Genomic DNA, 25,172 nt, shown 5'->3' on the forward strand with positions numbered 1-25,172 from the left:
TTCTTTAAAGAAACCAGTAGCGTTCCAGTTAATGAAATATGTCTCTGGTAAGAAACCGTCCGGTAACGGGTAAGCCGATTCACCGATAATCTGTTGGTAACCTAAACCAAAGGTATGGTTTTTTACTTTGAGTGTTTCTAGTACTCCAATGTTTTGTGCATCAATATCAAAAGTATTTCCATCATCTTTTGCATTGAAGTATTTAAACTTAGAAGTAAGCGCAAAATTAGGTTGTTTCCAATTATGCTCAAGTCCAACATAGTGTTTGTTATAGAGGTCTTCCAAGTTACCAAAGTAGTATTCGCCTTTGAGTGAGGGTGTGAATTGATAGCGCAGATCTATGTAATTTAAACCATCAGATTCTTTGGTCATTCCATTTGCCGTGAACGAAAACTTTTTAAAATCTTCTTCATTTCGTGGAGATACTTTTTCAACCCGACCAATTTCTGCATACAGCTGATCTGAAAGTTGTGATTTAAGATTGGTTCCCCAATAAGAGGCAAGCAATTGTCGGCTAGCATCCACAGCCGTTACAGGCAGGTCTAACCAGAGCTCACCGACACTTAAAAGGGTTTTGTCGTAGCCTAGTTTTAAAGTGGCGCCGTATTTTAAAAAGTCAGATACTTGAGATTGTGTTTCTTTGTTAAAAGGTAAAACCGTGTCCGCAACGTGTTTGTCTGAACTCAAGCGCACGGCATATTGAACGGAAGCATCGGCACCAATTGTAATGGGCTTGTCTGCAATAACTAGTGGAGTGTCATGCATTTTCGATTTATAAAATAATGACGCTGCTTGAGACCAACTGCCAGTATCTTTGAGTGCATCATTATCAAAGTCACGGTTGATATAGGCATTTTTTAAAGTGAATTTCCATTCATCTTCGCTTTGTTGAGCGGTATCTGCTGCCCACAACAATGAATGACCACTACAGATAACTAAAAGAGTAGAAAACTTTAAATATGGTGTTTTTAAATATTTCATGAAACAAATCATCCTTTAACTATTGTCTGCGCCATCCTTTGGCACAGACATATATTTGTTCGGTGCGATAGCCTTATCTCAATTTGAAGCGACTAAAAATTGAGACCGATTTTTCTTTAAACGTTTAATGAGTAACAACGAAACCGCGGCACAAAATGCAGGTATCGCTAAAATGCTTAAAATTTCAAAACTGGAGAGATTTAATGACATTAACCAGCCGCCCATAATTGATCCCACAATCGACCCCGAGCGCCCTACTGCATTGGCCCAACTTACCCCTGTTGCACGGCAATGTGTAGGATAAAAACTAGATGCAAAAGCCTTTGCTCCTACTTGCGAACCACTAATTCCAGCACCTACCCCAAACATGGCAAACATCAATAAAGCCGTATTTGCCTGTTCAATTCCAAATCCTAAACAAATCAGGAAAAATCCGCCAAAAACATAAGCCGTACTTAAAATTTTGGTTGCATCCATCTTATCCATCAGTAGGCCTAAGACAATGGCACCAATTGTTCCCCCTATTTGAAAAATTGAAGTAAGCCATGATGCATTAGTTAAATTAAAGCCCTCGTTGGTCAGTAAAGTAGGCATCCAACTTGAGATCATATAAATAATGAGAAGGCTTATAAAAAAGGTAAACCAAATCAAAAAAGTGCCCAAAGCAAAGCCTTTATTAAACAAATCTTTCAAACTTGATTTTTCGACTTCATTGACTGTTGGAACCAAAGTTGGTGTGCTATTTAAATGCGGTGCGATACGATGAATAATCTTTTCAATTTTTTCGGTGCTCTTCTTTTTAAGTACTAAAAATCGAATAGATTCAGGTAATAAAAAATATAAGAAAGGTACGGTCGCTAAAGGTAATACGCCCCCAATGAGCAAAATACCGTGCCAACCAATATGAGGAAGTAGCTGAGCTGAAAGAATGCCACCAAGAGCAGAACCCACTGTAAAGCCACAGAACATCATGGTCACTAAATTAGAACGGCGAGATGTAGGCGCATATTCAGAGGTTAAAGTAATTGCATTAGGTAAAGCCCCACCTAAACCTAAACCAGTGAGAAATCTCCAAATAATCAGGGTTTGTAAATCTGCTGAAAAAGAGGCAAAAACACTGGCAATTCCAAACATAATGACCGAACCAATCAAAATCGGTTTACGGCCTAATTTATCGGATAAAGGTCCGAAAATGAGTGCACCAGCCATCAGTCCAAATAAGCCAGCGCCAAATAAAGGTGCCAAATCAGTTGCTTGCAACCCCCATTCTGCCTTTAAAGCAGGTGCAATAAATCCAACTGCTGCGGTATCAAATCCATCAATCGCAACAATTAAAAAACACAACCACATAATTAATTTTTGAAAAGACGATAGCGGTATTTCATCAATGAAACTTTGTACGTCTATAGAATTTTGAGACATGAGAGCTCCTTTCGCCAATACATTGGCGTATATGCAATCCTTAGCAAAGGTGCCCAACTGTATTTTTTATTTAGGTTGAGCACCTATTTCAATAAATCAGTTCAATTTGATTTATTTCACATTCACCGTAATGCCAGTCAGTCCAGTAATGTCTGCACGCATAACATCACCTTTTACTACCGCACCTACGCCTTCTGGAGTTCCTGTAAAAATCAAATCACCTGCTTTTAATTCAAATAACGTAGATAAATTGGCAATCGTTTCGGCCACAGACCAAATCAGGTGACTGACATCGCTGTGCTGTTCGGTTTTACCATTTACCGTTAAATGAATATCAGCACTATTGATTTCACCCGTTTGCGTAATCGGATGAATTGGGCCAACTGGTGCAGAAAAATCAAAAGCCTTACCGATTTCCCATGGACGACCTTTTTCACGCATTGCCATCTGTAAGTCACGGCGGGTCATATCTAAACCGACGGCATAGCCATAGATATAATTCACTGCATCTTTAACTGAGACATTTTTGGCATCTTTACCAATTGCAACGACCAACTCGATTTCATAATGAAAATTTGAAGTTTCAGATGGATATGGAATATCAACCGCATCTGTATTTACCGGAACAATCGACTCAAGATCATTTGGCTTACAAAAGAAAAATGGTGGTTCACGGTCTGGGTCAAAACCCATTTCACGTGCATGAGCAGCGTAGTTACGGCCGACACAATACACACGGCGTACTGGAAATTTATGATCTGAGCCGTGAATAAATAGACCCGCAGTGGTCATTGGTTCAAAAATAAATGACATGTTAAATTCCTTCTATTAGGTTAATCACGACTCAAAATGCATCAGCCTGCTGTTCAGGTGCTGCCTTTTGAAATGCTTCTAAGGTCATGCAATGTTGGTAAATTTCATTAATATTTGGATAAGCCGATAAATCGACTTTAAAACGCTCAGCAGAAACCACTTGTGGAACTAAATAAGCATCTGCAATGGTCGGTTGCTTGCCATAGCAGAATTTTTCGCGATTCTGGTCTTGTTCCAAAATATGCTCTAAAGCAGCAAATCCATCCTGAATCCATTTGGCACACCATGTATTGATTTGTGCATCATCCAGTCCTAAGTTCTGGCGTAAATATTCAAGAACACGCTTGTTGTTTAAGGGGTGAACATCGCATCCAACTAAAGCAGCAATGGCGCGGACTTTTTCACGCCCCAATGCATCTGTAGGCAATAAAGTGGGTTCCGGATATTGTTCTTCTAGCCATTCGATAATGGCTGGACTTTGCAACAAGTTTCCCGATTCAGTTTCAAGTACTGGTACAAAACCTTGCGGATTTAAAGCTTTAAAAGCAGCTTGATGGTGTTCGTTTTTAGCAAGCGAGATATAAGCCGCTTCATAAGCCAAACCCTTTAGGTTCAACACAATGCGGGTTCGATGTGATGTACCACTACGGAAAAAGCTATAAAGTTTCATGCCACATTTCCTTGATAGTTTTTTACCGCATCAAGGCAGTTATTGACATTCCAGCCATATAACCATTCCATTGCATCATAAAAACGTTCAGTAGGACGTCCACGCCACAAATCATTGCGAACCAAGCGTTGCACACCTTTGGCATGGTAAATTTTGCCCATTTCACGTGAAGACAAAACAATACGTGCTGTACGTGCCACACGTGCTTTTTGATAAATATCAAAAGCTTTTAAAATGTCATGGTCGGTAACACGTAATGCTTCACCTAAAGTTACGGCATCTTCCATCGCCATACATGCACCCTGCGCCATATATTGCGTGGTTGGATGTGCTGCATCACCCAGTAATGTCACACGGCCAAAAGTCCATGTTTCAATCGGTTCACGGTCTGCGGTTGCCCAGCGGCGCCAGCTTTTAGGTAACTCAATCAATTGGCGAGCTTTCGGACAAATTCCTTGAAAGTAAGACAGCACTTCTTCTTTAGAACCATCGGTTACGCCCCACTGCTCTTGATCACGGCTATGGAACGTCACCACAACGTTATATTCCTTTCCACCGCGCAGTGGATAATGCACAAGGTGACAATTTGGTCCTACCCAAATACTGGCTGCATTCCATTTCAAGTCTTCAGAAAACTCGCTTTCAGGTACAACAGCACGGTAAACCACATGACCTGTAACCAATGCTGGGTCACCCACATAGGTATCACGCACAACGGATTTAACACCGTCCGCACCGATAAGTGCCTGACCATGATATTGCTTACCATGTTGATCGGTAATCGTTACGCCAGCATCATCTTGCTCAACTTTTTGAATATGACAATTAGTGATAATTTCCAAGTTGCCGTATTGTTTAGCGCCTTCGACCAATGAACCATGAATATCGGCACGGTGAATCACTGCATATGGGTTACCGAAACGTTCACGGAATTTTTCATCGGTTGGAATTTTGCCGACCTGATATTCATCAATCGCATCATGCATGACCATATAGTCGGTATAGACCGCTTTACTGCGAGCAATTTCACCAATTCCTAGCGCATCAAAGGCATGAAATGCGTTCGGACCTAATTGAATTCCAGCACCAATCTCACCAATTTCAGGGGCCTGTTCAAAAACTTGTACCTTAAAACCTTGTTTTGCTAAAGCGAGTGCAGCTGCAAACCCACCAATGCCGCCACCAGCAATTAATAACGGTTGTTGAGTATTTGACATGATTTATATCCTTATAAAATGTTCTATTTACTGGCGCTCACGCACAGAGTACAAACCCAGTTTCCGTTGTAAGGGCGCTTCATCTGCAATAAACAAATAACAGGGTTGATCTGAGGTATTGATTAAATCAATATGAGCAAAACATGGCGCACATGCCGTATCAGCTTTATTTAAATTGAAATCTTTCTGATCAATTTTGACTTGGAGCTGACCGTCAATCACATGAAAAATTTGGGCAGTAGAGCGCGGTTGGAGCTGTAGCGTTTCATTTGGTCGAAGCATTAAAGCTGAATAGCCAATAATATTTTGACAATCATCGCCAGTTTCTGGATTGATGTAAGTCACCTGAACTGGAGCTTGATGGTTTTTATCATCTGCAAGCGCATGCAAAACTTTTTTGGTTTCTTTCCAAGAGTAGCGCATGATCGGATACGAGGCATTTTCACGGGTAAAATGTGCTGTTGGTACAATGCCAGTGCCATAGTGATGGGCATTTCCGGCACTGGTCACTTTTTGGATTTCACCCGGTTGTACATAAGAAGCTTCCATGTAATAAACCAAAGGTAAATCCAGCACATCTAACCAGATCACAGGCTCATCGCCATCATGTCCATGTTCATGCCAAAGCCCTGATGGTGTAAGGATTAAATCTCCATGCTCCATCATGCATTTTTGACCTTCAACCATTGTGTAAGCGCCTTCACCTTCAACAATCAGGCGTACTGCATTTGGGGTATGGCGATGCGAGGGTGCCCACTCTTTTGGCAATAAAAGTTGCATGCCCAGATACATAACCGAACTGGCTTTCATATTTTCCAGACCATGTCCGGGATTTGCTAAAACCAACACACGGCGTTCGGCTTTTTCAATCGGTGTTAACTCACCGGCTTCGAGCAATAGAGGTTTAATATTCTGAAAATACCAAGCGGTTGCTATGGTTTGCGGCATCGGTTTATGCGGTGGCAATACATTGCGTAAACTTGGCCATAAAGGTACTAAGTTTGATTCTTCGAGCTGACCAAGATAACGTTTTGGCAAGTCATCTAGCGTTGCTAACTGTTCCATTGCATATCCTCTTTTTACGGCCTATACGTACAGTAATCTTCTGTACTTTTGCGGCCGATTCTTCCTTGATCATCAATGTAACAATCGAAAATTGTTGAATCCATGCACAAAAAACAATAGTCTGTATTGATAAAATCAATACAAGGATATTAAAGTGTTTAATCTTGATACTCGGCTTTTACAAATTTTCTTTGAAATTTATAAACATAGCAGTGTGTCTAAAGCTGCTGAACAGCTTGAAATTGGACAGCCGACCTTAAGTATTGCGTTAAATAAATTACGTGAGCATTTTCAGGACCCGCTTTTTGTCCGTATTGAAAATAAAATGCAACCTACTGAGTTATCAAAACAAATATATCCACTCGTTGTAGAGATTCTGAATCGATTAAAATTGGTTCAAAACTACAATATTGAATTTGATCCACTGACTTCAAATTATCAATTTAAAATCAGCATGACTGATATTAGTCATTTAGTACTTTTACCAAAGCTAATCAATTATTTGCGGGAGCATGCTCCTAATGTTCGTTTAGAAATTGTCCCCATTGATGCTAATACGCCAGTGATGATGTCAAACGGCGATATTGATTTAGCCATTGGTTTTTTACCCCAACTCGAAGCAGGTTTTTATCAGCAAACCCTATTTCAGCAACGTTATATTTGTATTGCCAGTAAAGAACACCCGAGGCTTACAGGTACGACGCTTTCAGATCAAGAATTTCGCCAAGAGCTGCATGTCGATATTTTTGCCACTGGTGGACACTACGTGCTGGAACACGAGTTACAAAAACTGGGAGTAAATCGAAATATTCTGGTTCGTTTGCCAAGCTATTTGGGTGTGGGCTTGGTTGTGCAAGACACCGACGCCATTGCAACGATTCCCCATTATTTAAGTCAGGTGCTTCTAGTCAGAGGTGGTCTAAAAGTTTTAGAGCCGCCTTATCATTTTCCAACTTATAGCGTAAAGCAGCATTGGCATGCACGGGTTCATCAAACACCAAGCAACCAATGGTTAAGACGAGTATGTTTTGAACTTTTTTCTGAATAGAAGATTTAAATAAATACGATTAAAAAATCTAGTAAAAATAAAAAAGACTTTGCATAGGTGAATAAGATTTCACTACACAAAGCCTTTATAAAATCTTTTTTAATTAATCTAAATTTATGGCAACCGCTCTGGTTGCTTTACGCTTTCGCGTGACGAACAACCCACACACCACCACAAGCGAAGTTACACCTAAAGATAAAGTCGTTTCATAACTATAGGCCGGCGAGAAGAACATATAAGCCAATACACTTAGAATAATAATAATCACAAACCAAGTTAACCATGGAAATAACCACATTTTAAATGGAATTTCCGCTCCAGCTGCTTCTAGTTTATGTCTTAAACGCAATTGCGAGAAAGCAATGACTAAATACACCAGCAAAGCAATTGACCCTGTGCTTGACAGCAATAAGCTAAACACTTTTCCTGGGAATACATAATTAATAATACAACAAATCAAACCTATAAAAGTTGAAGAGAACACTGCAATTGCGGGAACACCTGCATAATTGACTTTAGTGACTGCTTGAGGCGCTTCATTACGAGTACCCAAACGAAATAACATGCGTGAAGATGTATAAATCGCTGCATTCATACAACTTGCAACTGCAATAAACACAACTGTATCAATGATGATTTTAGTCGCCGGAACGTTCAAGCTCATTAAAACGTATTGGAATGTCCCGTACTTTTGTAAGTCTGGTGAACGCCAATCAACAAGTGAGACGGCAATAAACATTGAAACCACAAAGAATAGAATAATACGATACAACACCAAATTGGTTGCACGTCTGATTTTTTGTTTAGGGTTTGAAGACTCGGCTGCGGCAATTGATACAATTTCTACGCCAAAAAATGAAAATACCGTAATTAAGATTGCAGATAAGATTCCGCCCATACCGTGCGGCATAAAACCAGCATTATTATATAAATTGGCAACCCCACTGACATTTTTGGCTAAAGGCCAAAAACCTGAAATTGCTAAAACACCAATAATAATGAATCCAATAATGGCAACCACTTTGACTAAGGAAAACCAGAACTCAAACTCACCAAAACTTTTGGTACTAAAAAAGTTAGCTAAGCTTAGAAAGACAATAAAACAAAATGCATAAATAGATACAGAAATGCTTGGAAACCATGAATGTAAAATTTCAGCACCTGCGATGGCCTCTACCGGAATCGCGAGTACCCAAAACCACCAATATAACCAACCTATGGTGAAACCTGCCCACGGCCCGATCGCTTTACGCGCATAGGTAGAAAATGAACCGGTGTCCGGCTCTAAAACGGCCATCTCACCCAACATTCGCATTACCAGAAAGACCATAATGCTGGTAATTAAGTAAGCAAGAATAACCGCTGGGCCAGCCTTGGCAATTGCAGAAGATGAACCGACAAATAATCCTGCGCCAATAACACCGCCAATACTAATCATTGTGATATGGCGATTTGAAAGTCCTTCGCCTAATTTTTTTGTTCTATCATTATTCATATTTCAATCCTTAAAAATATATCCATATAAAAATCTATTACATGTTTGAAAATCCTACGGTAATGAAAAAGGGAAAACTGATGTCTTCCCCTTGTTGCAATAATTAATTTAGAGTTGGCATTGAAAATTGTTTTGCTTCACGAACTTGTGCAGATGGCCAGCGTTGCGTAATGGTTTTACGGCGTGTGTAAAAACGGACACCATCTGGACCATAAGCATGTAAATCACCAAATAACGAACGTTTCCAACCACCAAAACTATGATAAGCCACAGGTACAGGTAAAGGCACATTAATACCCACCATACCAACTTGAATATGACTGCTAAAATAGCGTGCTGCTTCCCCATCACGGGTATAGATACAAGTACCATTGCCATATTCGTGGTCATTAATGAGTTGCATTGCTTCTTGCATCGTGTCAACACGCATGACTTGTAGTACAGGCCCAAAAATTTCTTGTTGATAACTGGTCATGTTTGGTGTGACTTGATCAATTAAAGTTGGTCCAACAAAGAAGCCTTTTTCGTAGCCTGCTGGTTTCGCATCACGGCCATCTACCACAATTTTTGCGCCTTGTTGTTCTGCACTTTGAATATAGGCCTGCACTTTATCTTTATGTGCTTGGGTAATCAGTGGGCCAAAATCATTGCTTGCATCTGCATAGTGACCGAACTTCAATTTTTTCATTTCTTGAGTTAACTTATCAATTACGACATCAGCAACTTCATCTCCAATGGCAACCGCAACTGAAAGTGCCATACAACGTTCGCCAGAAGAGCCAAAAGCTGCGCCTAATAATGAAGTGACCACGTTATCAATATCGGCATCGGGCATAATAATCGCGTGGTTTTTTGCACCGCCTAATGCTTGGCAACGTTTACCCGTTGAAGTTGCTGTACGGTAAATATATTCAGCAATTGGAGTTGATCCCACAAAGCTTACAGCTTGGATGCGTGGATGGTGCAACAAAGCATCTACCGCTTCTTTGTCACCATTCACCACATTAAACACGCCGTCAGGTAAACCTGCTTGTTTTAAAAGTTCAGCAAGGAATAAAACCACTGATGGCGCTTTTTCAGAAGGTTTTAAAATAAAGCAGTTACCGCAGACTAACGCCATTGGGAACATCCACAAAGCCACCATAGCTGGGAAGTTAAAAGGCGTAATTCCTGCAACCACACCTAGCGGTTGGAACTCGCTCCATGAGTCGATATCTGGACCGACATTTTTTGAATATTCCCCTTTTAAAAGCTCTGGTGCGCCGCAAGCATATTCAACATTTTCAATACCACGTTGAAGTTCACCTTGAGCATCATGAGAAATTTTACCGTGCTCTTGCCCAATCAAAGCGCAAATCTTTTCGGCATTTTGTTCTAATAATTGTTTGAACTTGAACATGACGCGAGCACGTTTAATGACTGGCGTATCTCGCCATGCAGGAAAAGCTTGCTCGGCGGCTTGAACGGCTTCATTCACTGTTTGTGCATCAGCGATTTCAACTTCTTTACTCATTTCACCCGTTGCAGGATTGTAAACTGGCTGTTTTCTTGCCGATTTAGATACAATTCTTCCTTGAATGAAATGCCCTAGCACTTTTTTGGCTTGTTCACTATGCGTACTATTTTCAGTTGAAACTTCGTCATAGCTAAAATTTTCTAGGCCATTTGTCATTGGTGTTACTCCTTACAAATCGGTTTGCAGATCAAACTGTATTTTTCATTTAAATGTTGAAGAGCATCCATTGAATTTATAGATACCCATAAAATGTTTATATGTCTTAATTCACTTGGTGCAGTGCATCGCCTACGGCATTCATTAAGCGATCAATATCTTTTTCAGTGCTGTTGAACATTGGGCCAAACTGAAGCGTGTCGCCTCCGAAGCGTACATAAAATCCCTCTTTCCAGAGTTTCATTCCTAGCTCAAAACCTCGAATGGTGGGATCGCCGTCGCGTGGTGCCAATTGCACTGCCCCAATCAAGCCACAGTTACGAATATCTAAAATGTGCGGTGCGCCTTTTAAGCCATGTAGCATTTTTTCAAAACTTGGTGCCAACGCCGCGGATTGAGCAAATAAGTTTTTCTTCTCTAGAACTTCAAGAGCAGCTAAGGCGGCAGCACAAGCAACTGGATGTGCCGAATAGGTGTAGCCATGAGTAAACTCAATGGCATGTTCCGGTAAGTCTTGCTGCATAAAGGCAGAGTAAATTTCATGGCTTGCTACCACACCACCTAAAGGAATAGCGCCATTAGTCACTTGTTTAGCAAAGTTCAAAATATCTGGTGTTACCCCAAAGTACTCTGCTCCCGTCCACGTTCCTAAACGGCCAAAACCTGTAATCACCTCATCAAAAATTAACAAGATGTCATGCTGATCACAGATCTCTCTTAAACGTTGTAAATAACCCGTTGGTGGCACAATACAACCCGCCGAACCAGAAATAGGCTCTACAATTACGGCGGCAATATTTGAAGCATCGTGCAGTTCAATTAATTTAAGCATTTCATTGGCAAGTTCTACCCCACCTGTCTCTGCACAGCCTTTGGTAAAAGTTAAATTAGTCTGCAAGGTATGCGGTAGATGATCTACATCCATAAGTTGACCAAACATTTTACGGTTGCCGCCAATACCGCCTAAGCTTGTTCCGGCAACATTTACCCCGTGATAGCCACGGGCACGGCCAATCAATTTGGTTTTACTTGGTTTACCTTTAATACGCCAATATGCACGCGCCATTTTAATAGCGGTATCTGCCGACTCTGAACCCGAGTTGGTAAAGAAAACGTGTTGTAATTTTTCAGGCATATGCTGAACAATTTTATCTGCCAGTTTGAAAGACAATGGATGACCAAACTGGAAAGCTGGCGAATAGTCCAGTTGACCTAATTGAGCACTCACCGCTTGTTGAATTTCAGGCAAGGTATGACCGGCACCACAAGTCCATAGGCCTGAAAGTGAGTCATAAATTTCACGTCCTGAATCATCAATTAAGTACGACCCTTTTGCACCCACAATCATGCGCGGGTCTTTAGCAAAGTTTCGATTTGCAGAAAAAGGCATCCAGTGTGCCTGATAATTTATGTGCATATTATTATTTGACTGAACCGCGTCCAAAGTATGCTCAGAGTCGCTGAATTTATCCGTATCAAACATAACCATTCCTGTTTATTTTCAAATTATGGTTTGAGTGTACATAGCGTGATAAGTTTGATAAATTCAAATTATCTTGAGTTTAGATTTAAAAAAACAAAACTAAATGAAACCGAAAAAATTAAATCAAGTCACTGATTTTGATATAAAACTTCTCAAAATATTTAAAACAGTTTGCGACTGTCATAGCTTTACGTCTGCCGAAAGTATTTTAGGTATTAGCCGTTCTGCAATCAGTTTGCATATGAGTGATTTAGAAAATCGTCTTGGCATTCGACTATGTCAACGTGGTCGTGCAGGTTTTGCCCTGACCGACGAAGGACGAGAAATTTTAGAATATATCGAAGTGCTAACAGCAGCGATTGAAGACTTTCGCTCTAAAGTCAATCAAATGCATAATCGCCTTAAGGGTGAATTTAATATTGGAATTATTAATAACCTTGTGACGATGCCAAGAGGTTATATCACCAACACCTTGACACAACTTGCTGAAGAGCATTCCGAAGTTATTATTAATATTAGTATGAGTACCTTGTCAGATATTGAATGCCGTGTGCTAGACAACCGTTTACATGCGGGTGTTATTCCTCTTGTTACTCCGCTGTCTGGCCTAGACTATTTTGATTTATATAGCGAAAGTTCATTTTTATATTGCGGTAAAAACCATCCGTTGTTTGGTCAGTGCAGCAAAATGGATTTAGATGAGTTAAAAAAATGGCAAGCAGTCCTTCCTAATTATGCGATCACACCAGAAGCAGCAAAGTTGCACCAGCTTTTAGACTGTAAAGCGACAGCAAGTGACCGTGAAGGAATTGCATTTCTGATTTTAACCGGAAAATTCTTAGGTTTTTTACCTGACCACTACGCAAAAAAATGGGTTGAAGATGGGTTTATGCAAGCTGTTTCAAAGGAAAAAATGCATTACAGCACCCCTATATGCTTAATTACTCATAAGGGCAAAAACCACAATAATATTTTAAAAACCTTTCTGGAAATGCTTGAGAAGCGGATCGTTGGGAGTTAAAAATCTTTGTTTTTTAATTTATTAAGCTCAAACATCGCACTTTTATATTCAAGATATGCTTTTTCACTGATTAGAACCACAGCGTCTTTCTCTTTTCGTGTAATTTTAACGGTATAACCTAACAGCACTCTTTCCATGACCTTTGAAAATTGTGATCTTGCGTTTGCATAATTAATTTGTTCCACAATATTAGCCCTTCTCAAATAAAAGAAAGCCACTTTTGATATTAAAGTGGCTGTGGTTATATTAAAAATTGTATCGACCTAATAAGTTGATTCGAGATAGTTTTCCTTCTAAATCTGAAAATGTTTCTCTCTTACCATAGGTGTATTCAACACCAAGATCGACTTTCTCTACAGGCGTCCAAAATAAATTGACGCTCGCATTGATTAGTCTTTTATTTTGATCAAGGTTATTTTCTGAAAAATTTGAATTTTTATAGACAAGGCTGCCAGCGGATAAAGACGAGCGTAAATTTTCATTCCATTTACGTATATACCCTAACTCAATAGAATCAAATTCACTTAAATACATTCGATTTTGATCAAAGTAGAAAGCATCATTATCTTTTGAATAAAGCATGTAACGGTTATCACCAGCTATGTGATAGTAATTAAACACAACTGAGTCATTTTCAGAAAGCTTATACTTTGTGCCTAATCCAGCACCCCAAGCAAGTTTAGTTTGCTCTTCATTCGTGTCAGAAATTGCTCGATTTTCATGTACCATTCCGTGCAATTGAACCAAAAAATTTGGATTCTTAAATTCATATCGCATGGTTAATGCAGGAAAACGGCTTCCACCTTCTACATTTTTATTTTCAACATCACCTCCTTCTAAAGCCACCAATAACTTTTGTTTGGCATCAACAACGTGCTGATAACGGATTTGGATATTACGCTGAGTTCCCGTACCCATCGCGCCCGTAAAATCAACCAAACTTGGAGCTGTATCACTATTCACAAAAGGTGAAGTGGTTTGGCCAATTAGCCAGTTTCCTAGTGAAATATACGCGTGTCTAACCCGAACCGAACCATTACCGTTATCTCCACCACTTCCCATGAAGTCAGCTTCTAGCTTTCCAACTAAATCTCCTTTCGAGGTCGGCTTGACGATATCCACCCCAACACGTGAAGTCGCAGCTGAAACATTTAATGATTTACTTGTTGAGTTTGAATTGTCTAATGGTATTGACCCTGTCTTATTCGCAATTGAACGCGTTGAGCCTTCAAAATCATATGCAGCATCAACACGTATATTTCCATAAAATTTAATTTTAGTTTGGTCAGCCGTAACAGGCTTTTCGGTGTCTGCTGTTTTGTTTTGAACCAAGGCAGGTGCTTTATCCAACCTATTATTCTTATTTAAATTTTGCTGCTCCATCAGATAATCTATTTGCTGTTGTAATTTAATTATTTTTTCATTTAGCGCTGAGTTATCTTCGCTTTCAGCTTTAGCTTGCTGCAATGTAATACTCATTAATAACGATAAATAAATAATCCCTTTATATTTCATGTCCTTTTCCTTTAGACGAAACCATATAGACCAAATTGAAATTTCCTATTTTTCAATTAGTGACTGAATGATTATTGAATTAACTTTTGAGAGGCTAACGAAGCTCAACCATTGACTTCGCTAGTTCCATTCCTGCTCGAATATTTTTGAATGACCTTATTCCGGTAATTCACACCCTTTTTGTTTTAAGCTGTTGATTACCCAGCTACGGTCATTTTCACCCACGGCGATTTGCTCTAATTGCTTTTGTTCAGCGGCATGTTTAGCACTTGCTTTCAGATAAACCTCTTCTACTTCCGCATACGGCACGCTTAAAAGCCCATCTTCATCACCTAAAATTAAGTCTCCAGGTTCAATTACCATTCCATTGATTGCGATAGGAACATTAATTTCCCCGGGGCCATCTTTATAAGGCCCTCGATGTGAAATTCCTGCTGCAAAAAGTGGAAAATCTCCTTCTCCAATTACAGCCGCATCACGAATTGCACCATTAATGACGATACCAGCCACACCTTTTTTGATGGCATAAGCAACCATCATTTCCCCAATCAATGCATTGGTTAGATCACCACCCGCATCGACCACAATGACATCTCCCGCTTGGGCGATATCAATAGCGTAGTGCAACATCAAGTTGTCTCCTGGGCGCGCCTTAACTGTAATTGCAGGCCCACAGAGGTATCCCTCTTTATGCATTGGTCTTAATTGAGCCCCGCCTGAAGTCATTCGATTCATTGAGTCACTGACATTAGCGACTGGTAGATCTCGATATTGTTCAATCCATTTCTGTTCAACTTTTCTGTCATTTTTCAGCACTCTAAAACCAATTGCCATAACAATTTTCCCTTACATCAGTTTTCTTGTGCAAATTAATATGACAGCATTTTTTTGAAATGTCATTTCATTTTTAATTAAAAATAAATTAAAATTTACTCAAATATTAAATTTAAACTTTGCTATTGACTATCTTTTTGAAATGACGTTTTAATAATGTGGATTAAATAAGGACGTATTTTTCTCAAAATACTTAAATGGAGTGCAAGTCGAAATGAAACGCAAAGTTCTTATCACAGGGCCAACTTTAGCTTCTGATGCATTACTGTATGCTAACTCGCATGATATTCAGTTGATTCCTACTGAACCCTACATGGCAAAAGATGAAATGGAAAAACTCATCCAAGATGAACAACCTGATGCAATCATTGTCCGAACAGGTAAACTTTCTAGAGATATGATTTTTGCTTCTAATAATTTAAAAGTAATTGCAAAACATGGTGTTGGGTTTGACACTATCGATACTCAAGCTGCTGCTGAGCGACAAATTCCTGTCACTATTGCAGTTGGGGCAAATGCTCAATCTGTTGCCGAACATGCTTTTGCGCTTATGTTCAATGTTGCTCGACAAGTCACATGGTTAGACCAACGTATTCGAGATGGTCATTGGGATAAAGCAAGTGCAAATGGTGTGGAGTTATATGGAAAAACGCTGGGATTAATTGGTTTAGGGGCAATCGGCAGCATACTCATGAAGTTAGTCGCTCCTTTAAACATGAAAGTGAAAGTATACGATCCGTTTCTACAAAATTTGCCAGAGCTTGATTATGTAGAACAAGAGCATGACTTTGAAAAACTTATCGAAACTAGCGACATTATTAGTCTACATTGCCCACTCACAGCAGAGAATAGACACTTATTTTCTCAAGCCCAATTTGAAAAGATGAAACCTTCAAGCATCTTAATCAATACAGCACGTGGTGAGTTAATTGATCAGGCTGCATTAGTTGATGCACTTAAAAACAATAAAATTGCTGGTGCAGGTTTAGACACCTTTAGTCCAGAACCACCTGAAAAAGATAGTCCACTATGGGAATTACCTAATTTAGTTGTCACTCCTCATATCGGCGCAAACACAACTGATTCACGTAATCGCGTCGGCCTTTTAGCACTCGAACAAATCGTAAGTATTTGGAATGGTCAATCACTAAACCCAAGAGCTATCGCTAACTGGAAGTTACTCAATAGCTAATCATGAAACTCAATTGTTTCTAATCTTTTAGATGCGAGAACAATTAAAATATTGAATATAAAAAAGGATTTTTTTATGTCTACAGAATATTCTCAACCGAGTGCGATAGAACGCGAAACGATGCGCAAGGTAGCGTGGCGATTACTACCGTTTCTAACAATTTGTTATGTGATTGCGATTATTGACCGTGGCAATATTGGTATGGCTTCATTACAAATGAATGAAGATCTTGGATTAACAGCTACTGCCTTTGGTTTTGCCAGTAGCTTATTTTTCTTTGCATATTTTTTATTTGAAGTACCCAGCAACCTCGCCTTACAAAAATTTGGAGCCAAAGTTTGGATTGCCAGAATTATGGTGACGTGGGGGATAATTTCAGCTGCAACCGCCTTCGTTGAAAACTCTACCTCATTATATATTATGCGCTTTTTGCTAGGCGCAGCTGAAGCAGGCTTTTTCCCGGGTGTAATTTTATATCTAACCTATTGGTTGCCTGCAAACTATAGAGCCAGAATGGTCGCAATATTTATGGTGGCAATTCCGGGTGCAAACTTTATAGGTTCACCATTATCTGGACTTTTATTATCGCTAGATGGCTGGATGGGCATGCGTGGGTGGCATTGGCTATTTATTTTAGAAGGTATCCCTGCCATTTTATTAGGTATTGCCTGCCTATTTGTACTCACTGATCGACCAGAGCAAGCAAAATGGCTCAACAGCGAACAAAAAGCTTGGTTGGTTGAAAGACTACAATTTGAACGCCAACAAAAAACCCCAATTGGCCATATTTCACTATGGCAACTTTTAAAGAATAAATATATTTGGTCTATGATTATTATTTATTCTGGCGCTTCTGCTGCTGGTAGTACGATGAGTGTTTGGGCACCACAATTAATTAAATCGTTCGGTTTAAGCAATTTAGAAATTGGTCTGGTAAATGCAATTCCTTATGGCCTAGCGTCTATTGCAATGATTTTTTGGGGCCGTAGCTCAGATCGTAAAAATGAACGCCGTTGGCATACAGCAATCACACTATTGATGATCTCATTTGGTTTATTAATTGCTTTGTTTACGTCTTCACTCATTGGCACAATCTTGTTACTCAGTATCGTATTAATTGGTGCTTATTCTATGAAAGGTCCTTTCTGGGCTTTAGCATCATCATGGATGTCACCAAGTACAACGGCGGCAGGACTCGCAGCAATTGGTGCATGTGCCAACCTGATTGGTGGCGGGATGATGGTGAATATCTATGGCGCAATCCATGATGCAACCGGAAGCCATGCCATTGCCTTACTTCCACTTGCTGCCTTAAATCTCGTGTCGGCTATTATGGTTTTCGTTATGTCTAGAAAGAAAGCTGTTTTATTTAACCAACCACAAAGTACTTCATAAACAGCATATATAAAAAAGGGGCTAAATCATTAGCCCTTTTTTATTCACACTATTAAAATTAATTACGAATACTCTTACCACCCAAACTTTTGGTCAAGTCATCCGCAATTTTGAAGAAAAAATCACCCACAGATTTTGCAATTTCCGGAGTAAAACGGCTTGATGGACCTGAAATGAGTAAAGCTCCTACCACTTCATTTTGAGCATCAAACACAGGCAATGCCATTCCAGCTGCATGTGGCTCTGTTATACCATTTGAATAAAAAGGTTCTGTTCTTGATAAAATTTGTTCATGTGTTGATCGCAATGCTTGAGCGCATGCTGCCCCATCCATTGGTCGAACTTCGCCCGGCTGAACATGAACACGCAATCGATGGGTAGAGTTTATTCGATATTGGCAAAGACGATATGCCCCATGCTTAACGTAAAAAGAAGCTGTTTCACCAATTTCATCTACAAGTTGCTGTAAACAAGGCATGACATGTCTTTCTAGATCTAGAGCATCTTGATAAATTGTATTTAAACGCATGACTTCGCTGGCAAGCGTATATCTGCCATCCGAAAGACGGTTAACAAAACCAAAATCTTCTAGCGAAACGATTAAGCGCATGATAGTTGCTTTATTTAATTCTGTTCGTTCAGCGAGTTCTGCTAGGGTTAAAGATTTATCACCTATTCTAAAAGCAGTTAACAAAGTTAAAAGGCGATCAGCCGATGCATTTCCGCTTGTTGCTGGGTGAGGTTTAATTTTAACCATGTTTTTCCTACAATAGCTTGATATCAATTTTAAATGTATTGAATTAGGTTTTTAACTTTACCATTATTGCAAATAAAAAGAGAGAAGCTATAAGGCCTTATTTAACTGTTTTAGTTTCGGTGAAAGCGACTAAAACTAAGCCGTTGATAATATGACTTTACTTGACTCACAACGGCTTCTATCAATCAACTACACACAGAAATTGTGGCTTAGCAAAAATGATTAGTTAATCGATATTTCATAATGAAAATTATCAGCTAAACCAAATGACTCTCGGTATTCAACCGCAGCACCTTCAAGATTTTTAGCAATACGGCACACTTTCACCAAAGGCTCTTCAGGCTTATTGTCTAAATAGTTATCTTTAATATTTTTCTCAAAAGTTAAGCGTTCTGTTGCAGAAGAAATAAATTGAGCACAGTGCTGATAATAAAAAGGATAAAGTAAATTACCAAACTCAGCGATCGGTATTTCTTCTAAACTTTTAAACAAGCGTTCAGGCAACCAGATTCTTTCGCTTAAAACAACAACTTCTTCATGTTTGCGGACACGTTCGATATAAAGCAACTTTTCGTTACGCTCAAGTCCAAGCTCTGCATTTACCTCTGGAATTGCATCACACACTTCTACTTTTTTGATTTGCCCTTGAGGCTGAATGAAATCACCTTTTTTATTACGTAATCTAAAAAAACGGATGAGTGAGTTTTCAAAATTAGGTTGTTTAAGAAAGGTTCCTTTTCCTTGTTGTTTAACTAATAGGCCATCTTCGACCAGTCCCTCTACAGCTTTTCTTACGGTTCCTACCGATACGCTATACATTTGGGCCAGTTCTAATTCACTTGGAATAGGCTCTTCAACTGTCCACTTTGACTGGATCAGTAATTTTTGGAGTTCCCAGCGAACTTTTTCATATCTGGGCAATTTAAAATTTTTAAATGCAGCTTCATCAAGCATTTGCGGCAAACATTATGAAATCGATTTGACAATATTAGCATAGTTCTATGTAATACAAAAAACCAAACATATATATGTTTAGATGTTTATATATTTATCAAGGAAGATAATATGGCTGCATTGATGCTGATCGCTTTAGCTGTGTCGATAGGCTTAGGTTATAAAACAAAAATTAATATTGGTTTTTTTACGATTGCATTTGCCTATTTGATTGGTTGCTTCGGGATGGGACTTAAGCCCTCCGAAGTTATTGAATTATGGCCTGTCAAAATTTTCTTTATTATTTTATCGGTCACTTTGTTTTATAACTTCGCTTTAGCAAATGGCGCTTTAGAAAAGCTTGCTAGCCATCTTTTATATAAATGCCGTAAGTTTCCTCAGTTTTTACCCTTAGCAATTTTTTTCGCAGCAACCATTATTGCAGGTCTAGGTGCTGGTTTTTATACCGTCCTTGCTTTTATGGCACCCATTACGCTACTGCTGTGTAAAAAAACCAATATGAATATGATTATTGGTGGAATGGCTGCAAATTACGGCGCTTTAGCTGGTGCAAATTTCATGACTTCGCAAAGCGGCATTATTTTCCGAAGTTTAATGGAAAATACGGGCATTCGTTCGCAAACGGCTTTTTCATATAGCGGTGGAATTTTTATCTTAACTTTGATTATTCCAATTGTAGTGTTAGGACTTTATATCCTGTGGAATAGAAAAAGTAATTCTATTGTTATTGAAGATCAAAAGCCTGAACCCTTCGACAAAAAACAGAAACAATCAATTTTCCTCATTGTATTAATGATGTCGATTGTTTTAGTTTTTCCAATCTTGCACCTTATTTTTCCAGATGCAAAAGCCATCAGCTTTTTAAACTCCAAAATTGATATTGCCTTCCTTGCCATTACTTTTTCTCTCATCAGTTTACTGATGAAACTTGCCGATGAGAAAAAGGTGGTTGCACTTGTGCCTTGGGGAACGCTCATCATGATTTGCGGTGTGGGTATGCTCATTGCATTAGGTGTAAAACTTGGCATTATTACGACGCTTTCTGAATGGTTAGCAAACAATGTACCTATCTGGGTCATTCCTGTGTTGCTCTGCCTGATCAGTGCCATTATGTCTGTCTTTTCAAGCACTCTAGGCGTAGTTGCTCCTACCTTATTCCCAATTGTTCCGGCACTTGCAATGACTTCTGGTCTAAACCCAGTACTGCTCTTCATTTGTATTGTGGTGGGTGCCCAATCTACGGCGATTTCCCCTTTCTCTTCTGGCGGTAGCCTCATTATGGCTTCTGCACCAGCAGATATCGATAAAACCAAATTCTTTAATCAACTGTTATTTAAAGCAATTCCCGTAGGAGTTATTGCTGCTGTAATCGCTATCTTGTCTTTAAAATTTGTAATGTGAGATGAAAATGAACTGTATTGATACACATGCCCATGTATTTTCGACTCAGGATCACAGTATCGAAACAGCACGTTATGCGCCTGATTATGAGGCAACCGTGCAACGTTTTATCTCTCATCTCGATCAGCACAGTTTCACACATGGCATTTTGGTTCAACCCAGCTTTTTGGGAACAAATAACCAAGCAATGTTAAATGCGATTCGGCAATACCCTGACCGTTTAAAAGGGATCGCCGTCGTTCAACCTAGCATAACTTTTGATGAGCTATTGCAACTCAAAGAACAAGGTATCGTCGGCGTTCGCTTAAATCTATTCGGTCTTCACCCACCTGCGTTAAATACTCCTGAATGGCAAAAATTTTTACAAAACGTAGAAAGCCTCAACTGGCAAGTTGAATTACACGCACCACCGAAATATCTCGTTCAGCTTTTGCCTCAATTAAGTGAATACACCTTCGAAGTTGTAATTGACCATTTTGGGCGAGTTGACCCTGTTAAAGGTATTAATGATCCAGATTATCAGAAGTTTTTAAGCTTACTTAACCTTAAACAGCACTGGATTAAGGTATCGGGCTTCTACCGTTTAGGCACTCCTCCAAACAACATACATATAGCCCAACAGGCCTATAACATTCTTAAAGGAAAAGGTTTTTTAAACAAACTCGTTTGGGGAAGTGACTGGCCCCACACCCAACACGAATCTTTAATAACTTATGAAAGTGCAATTCATGCTTTTAAACAAATTGTTGTTGATGAAAAAGAACAATCTTTAATTTTAAACCAGAACCCTACCGAGCTGTTTGGTTTCTCACGTACATAAGGAGTATGTATGAAAAATGATATATCTATATCGGAAGTAGAAAAGTCGACGATCCGTAAACTTTCTTTTCGTATTCTTCCCTTCCTCATTCTTTGTTATTTCATCGCCTATATTGATCGGGTGAATATTGGATTTGCGGCTTTAACCATGAACCAAGAAATTGGTTTAACCGCAACTGCCTTTGGTTTTGGCGCCACCTTATTCTTTATTGCATACGTCATATTTGAAATTCCAAGTAATATGGCAATGGAAAAGCTAGGTGCACGCATCTGGATTGCCAGAATCATGATTACTTGGGGAATTGTGGGTTGCTGTACAGCCTTTATTACCGGCCCCATTTCATACTCAATTTCACGGTTTTTACTCGGTGCAGCCGAAGCCGGATTTTTTCCGGGAGTGTTACTGTATTTAACACTTTGGTTCCCTAAACGATATATGGCACGAATTGTTGCCATCTTTATGGTTGCCATACCTTTATCTAACTTTATCGGTTCACCTCTGTCTGCTTTACTATTGAACCTGCATGGTTTACTTGGGTTAAGTGGATGGCAAGTTCTTTTAATTTTAGAAGCCTTACCCGCGATTCTTTTGGGTTTATTGTGTCTCGTATGGCTACCAAATAAAGCCAACAATGTTAAATGGTTAAATAAAGAAGAAAAGGAATGGCTATCAAGCACCTTAACTTTTGAAAAAAACCAACTGTTAAATTCTGAAAAACAAGACAGTGCAGAACAGAAAAAGAGTAAGTTCAAGCTTCTGATTACCAATAAATATTTATGGTTATTTGCAATTATCTATGCAGGAAGTTCAGCAACCAGCAATATCTTGTCGTTATGGATGCCTCAAATATTAAAATCTTTTCATCTGACGGCCATGCAAACAGGTCTTTTAAATATGATTCCGTTTGGTTTGGCTGCTGCGTTCATGATTGTTTGGGGCATACATGCCGATAAAAGTGGTAATAAGAGCCTAAACACAGCTATTCCATTGTTTGTGACAAGTTTTGGTTTGCTTCTTACTATTTTTACATCTTCTTTAACGTTGAGCTTGGTTTTATTCTCTTTAGTTTTAATGGGTAACTATGCCATTAAAGGTCCTTTCTGGGCGTTGGTTTCTGAAAGATTACCACCTACTTTGGTTGCTGTTGGTATCGCAGCCGTCAATACCATCGCGCATATTGGTACGGGCCTCATGAACTCTATTATGGGTATTGTGAAAGATTATTCGGGTAGTTTTCCTGTCTCTCTTTTGCCGTTATGCATTCTCACATTTACGGGTGCCATGATTGCGTTATATTTGGGCAGAAAACCGACTTTGCCGAAAGCACAAAAGGTTCAAAACGTAGTTTAAATTTTAAAAGTTAAAAAAAAGAGATCAGTTAATGGTCTCTTTTTTATATAACAAATTTATGTCGACTAACTTGTCTTATAGAGTCTGGGTTCGAATCATTTTATCATCAGCAAATACAAAGGTATTTGAAAGAGCAAAAACTAAAAAAATAAAATAGCTTTCATAATATGTGATTTTCTTTATTCTTCAGAGATATACCTTATAAGCTTAACATTATTTATAATTATTAATAAGATAGCCTTATAAGACCTACTTTTTAAACATAACTGCCACTACTCTTTAAAAAAAAAGAGCACCTAAGTGCTCTCTCGTACTTATTGATTTTTGGACAAGGCAAAATTCATTGCCCTGTCATATGCGTGTTCTTGTAGCTCAGTATAGACATAGAAATGCTGTTCTGCCTTGGTGACAGGATTAATAAGTTTCATTGCTTCATAACTATGCGTATTTAAATCATTGGGATCAACATCAAAAGCTTCTAATTGCTGCTCTCTCCACTCACCACTTAGAACACCACCCACACAAAGCCATTTTGTTGAATTGTCAGACATATATAATCCTTATATTGGAGGTGCTTTTATACCATATCACGGCGACCTTTAAGTCAGTTTAATTTTTACCCCATCAAAAGAAAAAGCCCCGTGTTTCGGAGCTTTGAAGTGTGTCATGTTTACTCTATATAGTAACTGCTGCCATCGGAACTGTTGAAAACCAAATTTAAAGTAGGGTAAATACATTCACCTTTTACCAAAATATATTCAACTGTAGGTCTTTGAACTCTAGATGAAGGGTTGATTTTATTAGTATTTACTTCTGTATAGCTTGCCTGCGCTTTTTTTTCTTTACCTTGGAAATCAATAATTGTAATTTCTTTTAGCATTAATAGGCTCCAATTTAATCATACATATTATGCCTAACAATATTTTTATACTATCAATATTTTGTAGACAATGAGATTGAATTAATTTTTAAAACTTTATTCCTCCATTATCTTGAAAAAATTTATATATGTGTGCTTTATGTACCCCTACTTGAAATTTGGATAGTGTAATTTCAAAATTTAAAGGTTAAGACTCAACAGGTTATATATATTTGATTTTATTTATGAAATAAGTCGTCGAGATAAAGATCTTTTCTAGGACATATCAACACATATCAGTCTTAAAACTACCCTAATGTAAAGACTTTTAAAGCGTACTATGAACTCTCCCTAGTGAAGATAAGAAGATAAAAATGTCAGGTTTTAAAAGTTTTTCTCAAAATACAACTAACCACGCTAATATCATCAAATCTCAAATGAACAAGCATTCTGCAACCCCACCTACTGAGACTCAACCTTCAGAAGTTCCAGGCACAGTAAAAGATCTGCCTGAGAATAATGAACAACCTGATCCTAATAACAAATAATTTCTTATTAACAGTGCCTTAGAAGCTGTTTTGAGGCTCTGATGTGTGCTGAAAAAACAGGAGGTTTTAACTTGGTAAACTAAACACACTCATCAGGAGTTTACCATGAGCAAGAAACACAAGACTTACACCACAGAATTTAAAGCTGAAGCCATCAAATTAATTGAAGCCAATCAAGGCAATGTCTCGGAAACAGCCAGACAACTTAGCATTTCAATGCAAACTCTTTCAAATTGGAATACCAAAGCAAAGGCTGGAACTTTAGCAGGTACAAAACAGTATTCACCTGATCTAAACGCTCTACTCGAAGAAAATAAAAAACTCAAACAACAGCTCAAAATAGCTGAAATGGAACGTGAATTTTTAAAAAAGGCAGCAGCGTACTTTGCCAAAGAAAGTCAGTAAGGTACGCCTATATGAAACAAAAAAGATATTCTTTTCCAATTACCTTAATGGCTCGATTACTTCATGTTTCAGTTTCATGTTTTTATGATTGGCTCAAGAGAGGCGTGAGCAAAAGAACGATTCAACGAAATCAACAGACGATATTGGTGAAAATAGCCCATGAGGAGACAAAGCAGAGCTATGGTTATATTCGATTAACCAAATACTTACAAGCTCAGGGTATAAAAATGAGTATGTACGCTGTACGTCAGATAA

General features: G+C 38.8%; 24 protein-coding genes and 1 pseudogene. 9 read left to right on the plus strand and 16 right to left on the minus strand.

Features of this window, described 5'->3' with window-relative positions; translation table 11 throughout:
- The 6 genes from ACINWC141_RS04845 to ACINWC141_RS04870 all read right to left on the minus strand — a co-directional run.
- Positions 1–981: OprD family outer membrane porin (locus ACINWC141_RS04845; protein ID WP_009388588.1), on the minus strand; the 981-nt coding region annotated here is incomplete at its 3' end.
- Between the two features lie 78 nt (positions 982–1,059).
- Entirely contained in the window at positions 1,060–2,403 is a 1,344-nt protein-coding gene (locus ACINWC141_RS04850) for an MFS transporter (RefSeq protein WP_009388496.1), read from the minus strand.
- A 111-nt stretch (positions 2,404–2,514) separates the two neighbouring features.
- The gene (locus ACINWC141_RS04855) at positions 2,515–3,216 is read right to left on the minus strand and encodes a fumarylacetoacetate hydrolase family protein (RefSeq protein WP_009388576.1); all 702 of its coding nucleotides are present in this window, start codon (positions 3,214–3,216) and stop codon (positions 2,515–2,517) included.
- A gap of 31 nt (positions 3,217–3,247) precedes the next feature.
- Complete coding sequence (gene maiA / locus ACINWC141_RS04860; RefSeq protein WP_009388501.1) at positions 3,248–3,886, minus strand: maleylacetoacetate isomerase; 639 nt, start codon at positions 3,884–3,886, stop codon at positions 3,248–3,250.
- Positions 3,883–5,103 (minus strand): 3-hydroxybenzoate 6-monooxygenase, encoded by a 1,221-nt coding sequence (locus tag ACINWC141_RS04865; protein ID WP_009388564.1) that lies wholly within the window; start codon positions 5,101–5,103, stop codon positions 3,883–3,885. The genes maiA and ACINWC141_RS04865 overlap by 4 nt, the downstream gene beginning before the upstream one ends.
- Positions 5,104–5,130: 27 nt before the next feature.
- Positions 5,131–6,168: a cupin domain-containing protein gene (locus tag ACINWC141_RS04870; protein ID WP_009388504.1), complete on the minus strand. Its 1,038-nt coding sequence runs from the start codon at positions 6,166–6,168 to the stop codon at positions 5,131–5,133.
- Between the two features lie 154 nt (positions 6,169–6,322).
- Between ACINWC141_RS04870 and ACINWC141_RS04875 the strand changes: the two genes are divergently transcribed.
- Entirely contained in the window at positions 6,323–7,216 is an 894-nt protein-coding gene (locus ACINWC141_RS04875) for a LysR family transcriptional regulator (protein ID WP_009388578.1), read from the plus strand.
- 103 nt (positions 7,217–7,319) lie between these two features.
- Here ACINWC141_RS04875 and ACINWC141_RS04880 read toward each other — a convergent pair whose 3' ends face one another.
- The 3 genes from ACINWC141_RS04880 to aptA form a co-directional block, all read right to left on the minus strand.
- The gene (locus ACINWC141_RS04880; protein WP_009388568.1) at positions 7,320–8,711 is read right to left on the minus strand and encodes an amino acid permease; all 1,392 of its coding nucleotides are present in this window, start codon (positions 8,709–8,711) and stop codon (positions 7,320–7,322) included.
- 103 nt (positions 8,712–8,814) lie between these two features.
- Positions 8,815–10,383: a CoA-acylating methylmalonate-semialdehyde dehydrogenase gene (locus ACINWC141_RS04885; protein WP_009388594.1), complete on the minus strand. Its 1,569-nt coding sequence runs from the start codon at positions 10,381–10,383 to the stop codon at positions 8,815–8,817.
- 106 nt (positions 10,384–10,489) lie between these two features.
- A complete protein-coding gene (aptA, locus tag ACINWC141_RS04890) occupies positions 10,490–11,872 on the minus strand; it encodes an omega-aminotransferase AptA (protein WP_081400020.1) in 1,383 nt (460 codons plus the stop codon).
- A 97-nt stretch (positions 11,873–11,969) separates the two neighbouring features.
- Here aptA and ACINWC141_RS04895 point away from each other — a divergent pair, with 97 nt between their 5' ends.
- The gene (locus ACINWC141_RS04895; RefSeq protein WP_009388582.1) at positions 11,970–12,887 is read left to right on the plus strand and encodes a LysR family transcriptional regulator; all 918 of its coding nucleotides are present in this window, start codon (positions 11,970–11,972) and stop codon (positions 12,885–12,887) included.
- Here ACINWC141_RS04895 and ACINWC141_RS04900 read toward each other — a convergent pair.
- The 3 genes from ACINWC141_RS04900 to ACINWC141_RS04910 form a co-directional block, all read right to left on the minus strand.
- Positions 12,884–13,072 (minus strand): type II toxin-antitoxin system Phd/YefM family antitoxin, encoded by a 189-nt coding sequence (locus ACINWC141_RS04900; protein ID WP_034677696.1) that lies wholly within the window; start codon positions 13,070–13,072, stop codon positions 12,884–12,886. The two genes, ACINWC141_RS04895 and ACINWC141_RS04900, sit on opposite strands and share 4 nt — an antisense overlap.
- A 61-nt stretch (positions 13,073–13,133) precedes the next feature.
- The gene (locus ACINWC141_RS04905; RefSeq protein ID WP_009388499.1) at positions 13,134–14,402 is read right to left on the minus strand and encodes a DcaP family trimeric outer membrane transporter; all 1,269 of its coding nucleotides are present in this window, start codon (positions 14,400–14,402) and stop codon (positions 13,134–13,136) included.
- A gap of 156 nt (positions 14,403–14,558) precedes the next feature.
- A complete protein-coding gene (locus tag ACINWC141_RS04910; protein WP_009388591.1) occupies positions 14,559–15,236 on the minus strand; it encodes an RraA family protein in 678 nt (225 codons plus the stop codon).
- A 202-nt stretch (positions 15,237–15,438) separates the two neighbouring features.
- Here ACINWC141_RS04910 and ACINWC141_RS04915 point away from each other — a divergent pair, with 202 nt between their 5' ends.
- Positions 15,439–16,428, plus strand: a complete 990-nt coding sequence (locus tag ACINWC141_RS04915) for a hydroxyacid dehydrogenase (protein WP_081400021.1) — start codon at positions 15,439–15,441, stop codon at positions 16,426–16,428.
- 75 nt (positions 16,429–16,503) lie between these two features.
- On the plus strand, positions 16,504–17,823 hold the full coding sequence (locus ACINWC141_RS04920) for an MFS transporter (protein ID WP_009388494.1): 1,320 nt from the start codon (positions 16,504–16,506) through the stop codon (positions 17,821–17,823).
- Positions 17,824–17,881: 58 nt separating this feature from the next.
- Here ACINWC141_RS04920 and ACINWC141_RS04925 read toward each other — a convergent pair whose 3' ends face one another.
- Positions 17,882–18,580, minus strand: coding sequence for an IclR family transcriptional regulator (locus ACINWC141_RS04925; RefSeq protein WP_009388506.1), 699 nt, complete (start codon positions 18,578–18,580; stop codon positions 17,882–17,884).
- Positions 18,581–18,802: 222 nt separating this feature from the next.
- A complete protein-coding gene (locus tag ACINWC141_RS04930) occupies positions 18,803–19,534 on the minus strand; it encodes a GntR family transcriptional regulator (RefSeq protein WP_009388590.1) in 732 nt (243 codons plus the stop codon).
- Between the two features lie 111 nt (positions 19,535–19,645).
- Between ACINWC141_RS04930 and ACINWC141_RS04935 the strand changes: the two genes are divergently transcribed.
- From ACINWC141_RS04935 to ACINWC141_RS04945, 3 genes are read left to right on the plus strand one after another with little or no spacing between them, the layout of a single operon-like run.
- Positions 19,646–20,935: an SLC13 family permease gene (locus ACINWC141_RS04935; RefSeq protein WP_009388569.1), complete on the plus strand. Its 1,290-nt coding sequence runs from the start codon at positions 19,646–19,648 to the stop codon at positions 20,933–20,935.
- A 7-nt stretch (positions 20,936–20,942) separates the two neighbouring features.
- Positions 20,943–21,755 carry an amidohydrolase family protein gene (locus tag ACINWC141_RS04940; RefSeq protein ID WP_034677699.1) on the plus strand — a complete coding sequence of 271 codons (813 nt, stop codon included), beginning with the start codon at positions 20,943–20,945 and terminating at the stop codon, positions 21,753–21,755.
- A 9-nt stretch (positions 21,756–21,764) separates the two neighbouring features.
- Positions 21,765–23,105, plus strand: a complete 1,341-nt coding sequence (locus ACINWC141_RS04945) for an MFS transporter (protein WP_009388585.1) — start codon at positions 21,765–21,767, stop codon at positions 23,103–23,105.
- Positions 23,106–23,419: 314 nt separating this feature from the next.
- Here ACINWC141_RS04945 and ACINWC141_RS04950 read toward each other — a convergent pair whose 3' ends face one another.
- Entirely contained in the window at positions 23,420–23,656 is a 237-nt protein-coding gene (locus ACINWC141_RS04950; RefSeq protein ID WP_009388574.1) for a hypothetical protein, read from the minus strand.
- Between the two features lie 119 nt (positions 23,657–23,775).
- Positions 23,776–23,985: a hypothetical protein gene (locus ACINWC141_RS04955; protein WP_009388601.1), complete on the minus strand. Its 210-nt coding sequence runs from the start codon at positions 23,983–23,985 to the stop codon at positions 23,776–23,778.
- 353 nt (positions 23,986–24,338) lie between these two features.
- Between ACINWC141_RS04955 and ACINWC141_RS20270 the strand changes: the two genes are divergently transcribed.
- Together ACINWC141_RS20270 and ACINWC141_RS19345 are read left to right on the plus strand one after the other, a co-directional pair.
- Positions 24,339–24,512 carry a hypothetical protein gene (locus ACINWC141_RS20270; RefSeq protein ID WP_009388586.1) on the plus strand — a complete coding sequence of 58 codons (174 nt, stop codon included), beginning with the start codon at positions 24,339–24,341 and terminating at the stop codon, positions 24,510–24,512.
- Between the two features lie 105 nt (positions 24,513–24,617).
- Positions 24,618–25,172, plus strand: a pseudogene (locus ACINWC141_RS19345) (IS3-like element ISAba22 family transposase); the annotation flags it as partial.

Origin of the sequence: Acinetobacter sp. WC-141, assembly GCF_000313935.1 — a bacterium.
Classification (GTDB): Bacteria; Pseudomonadota; Gammaproteobacteria; order Pseudomonadales; family Moraxellaceae; genus Acinetobacter.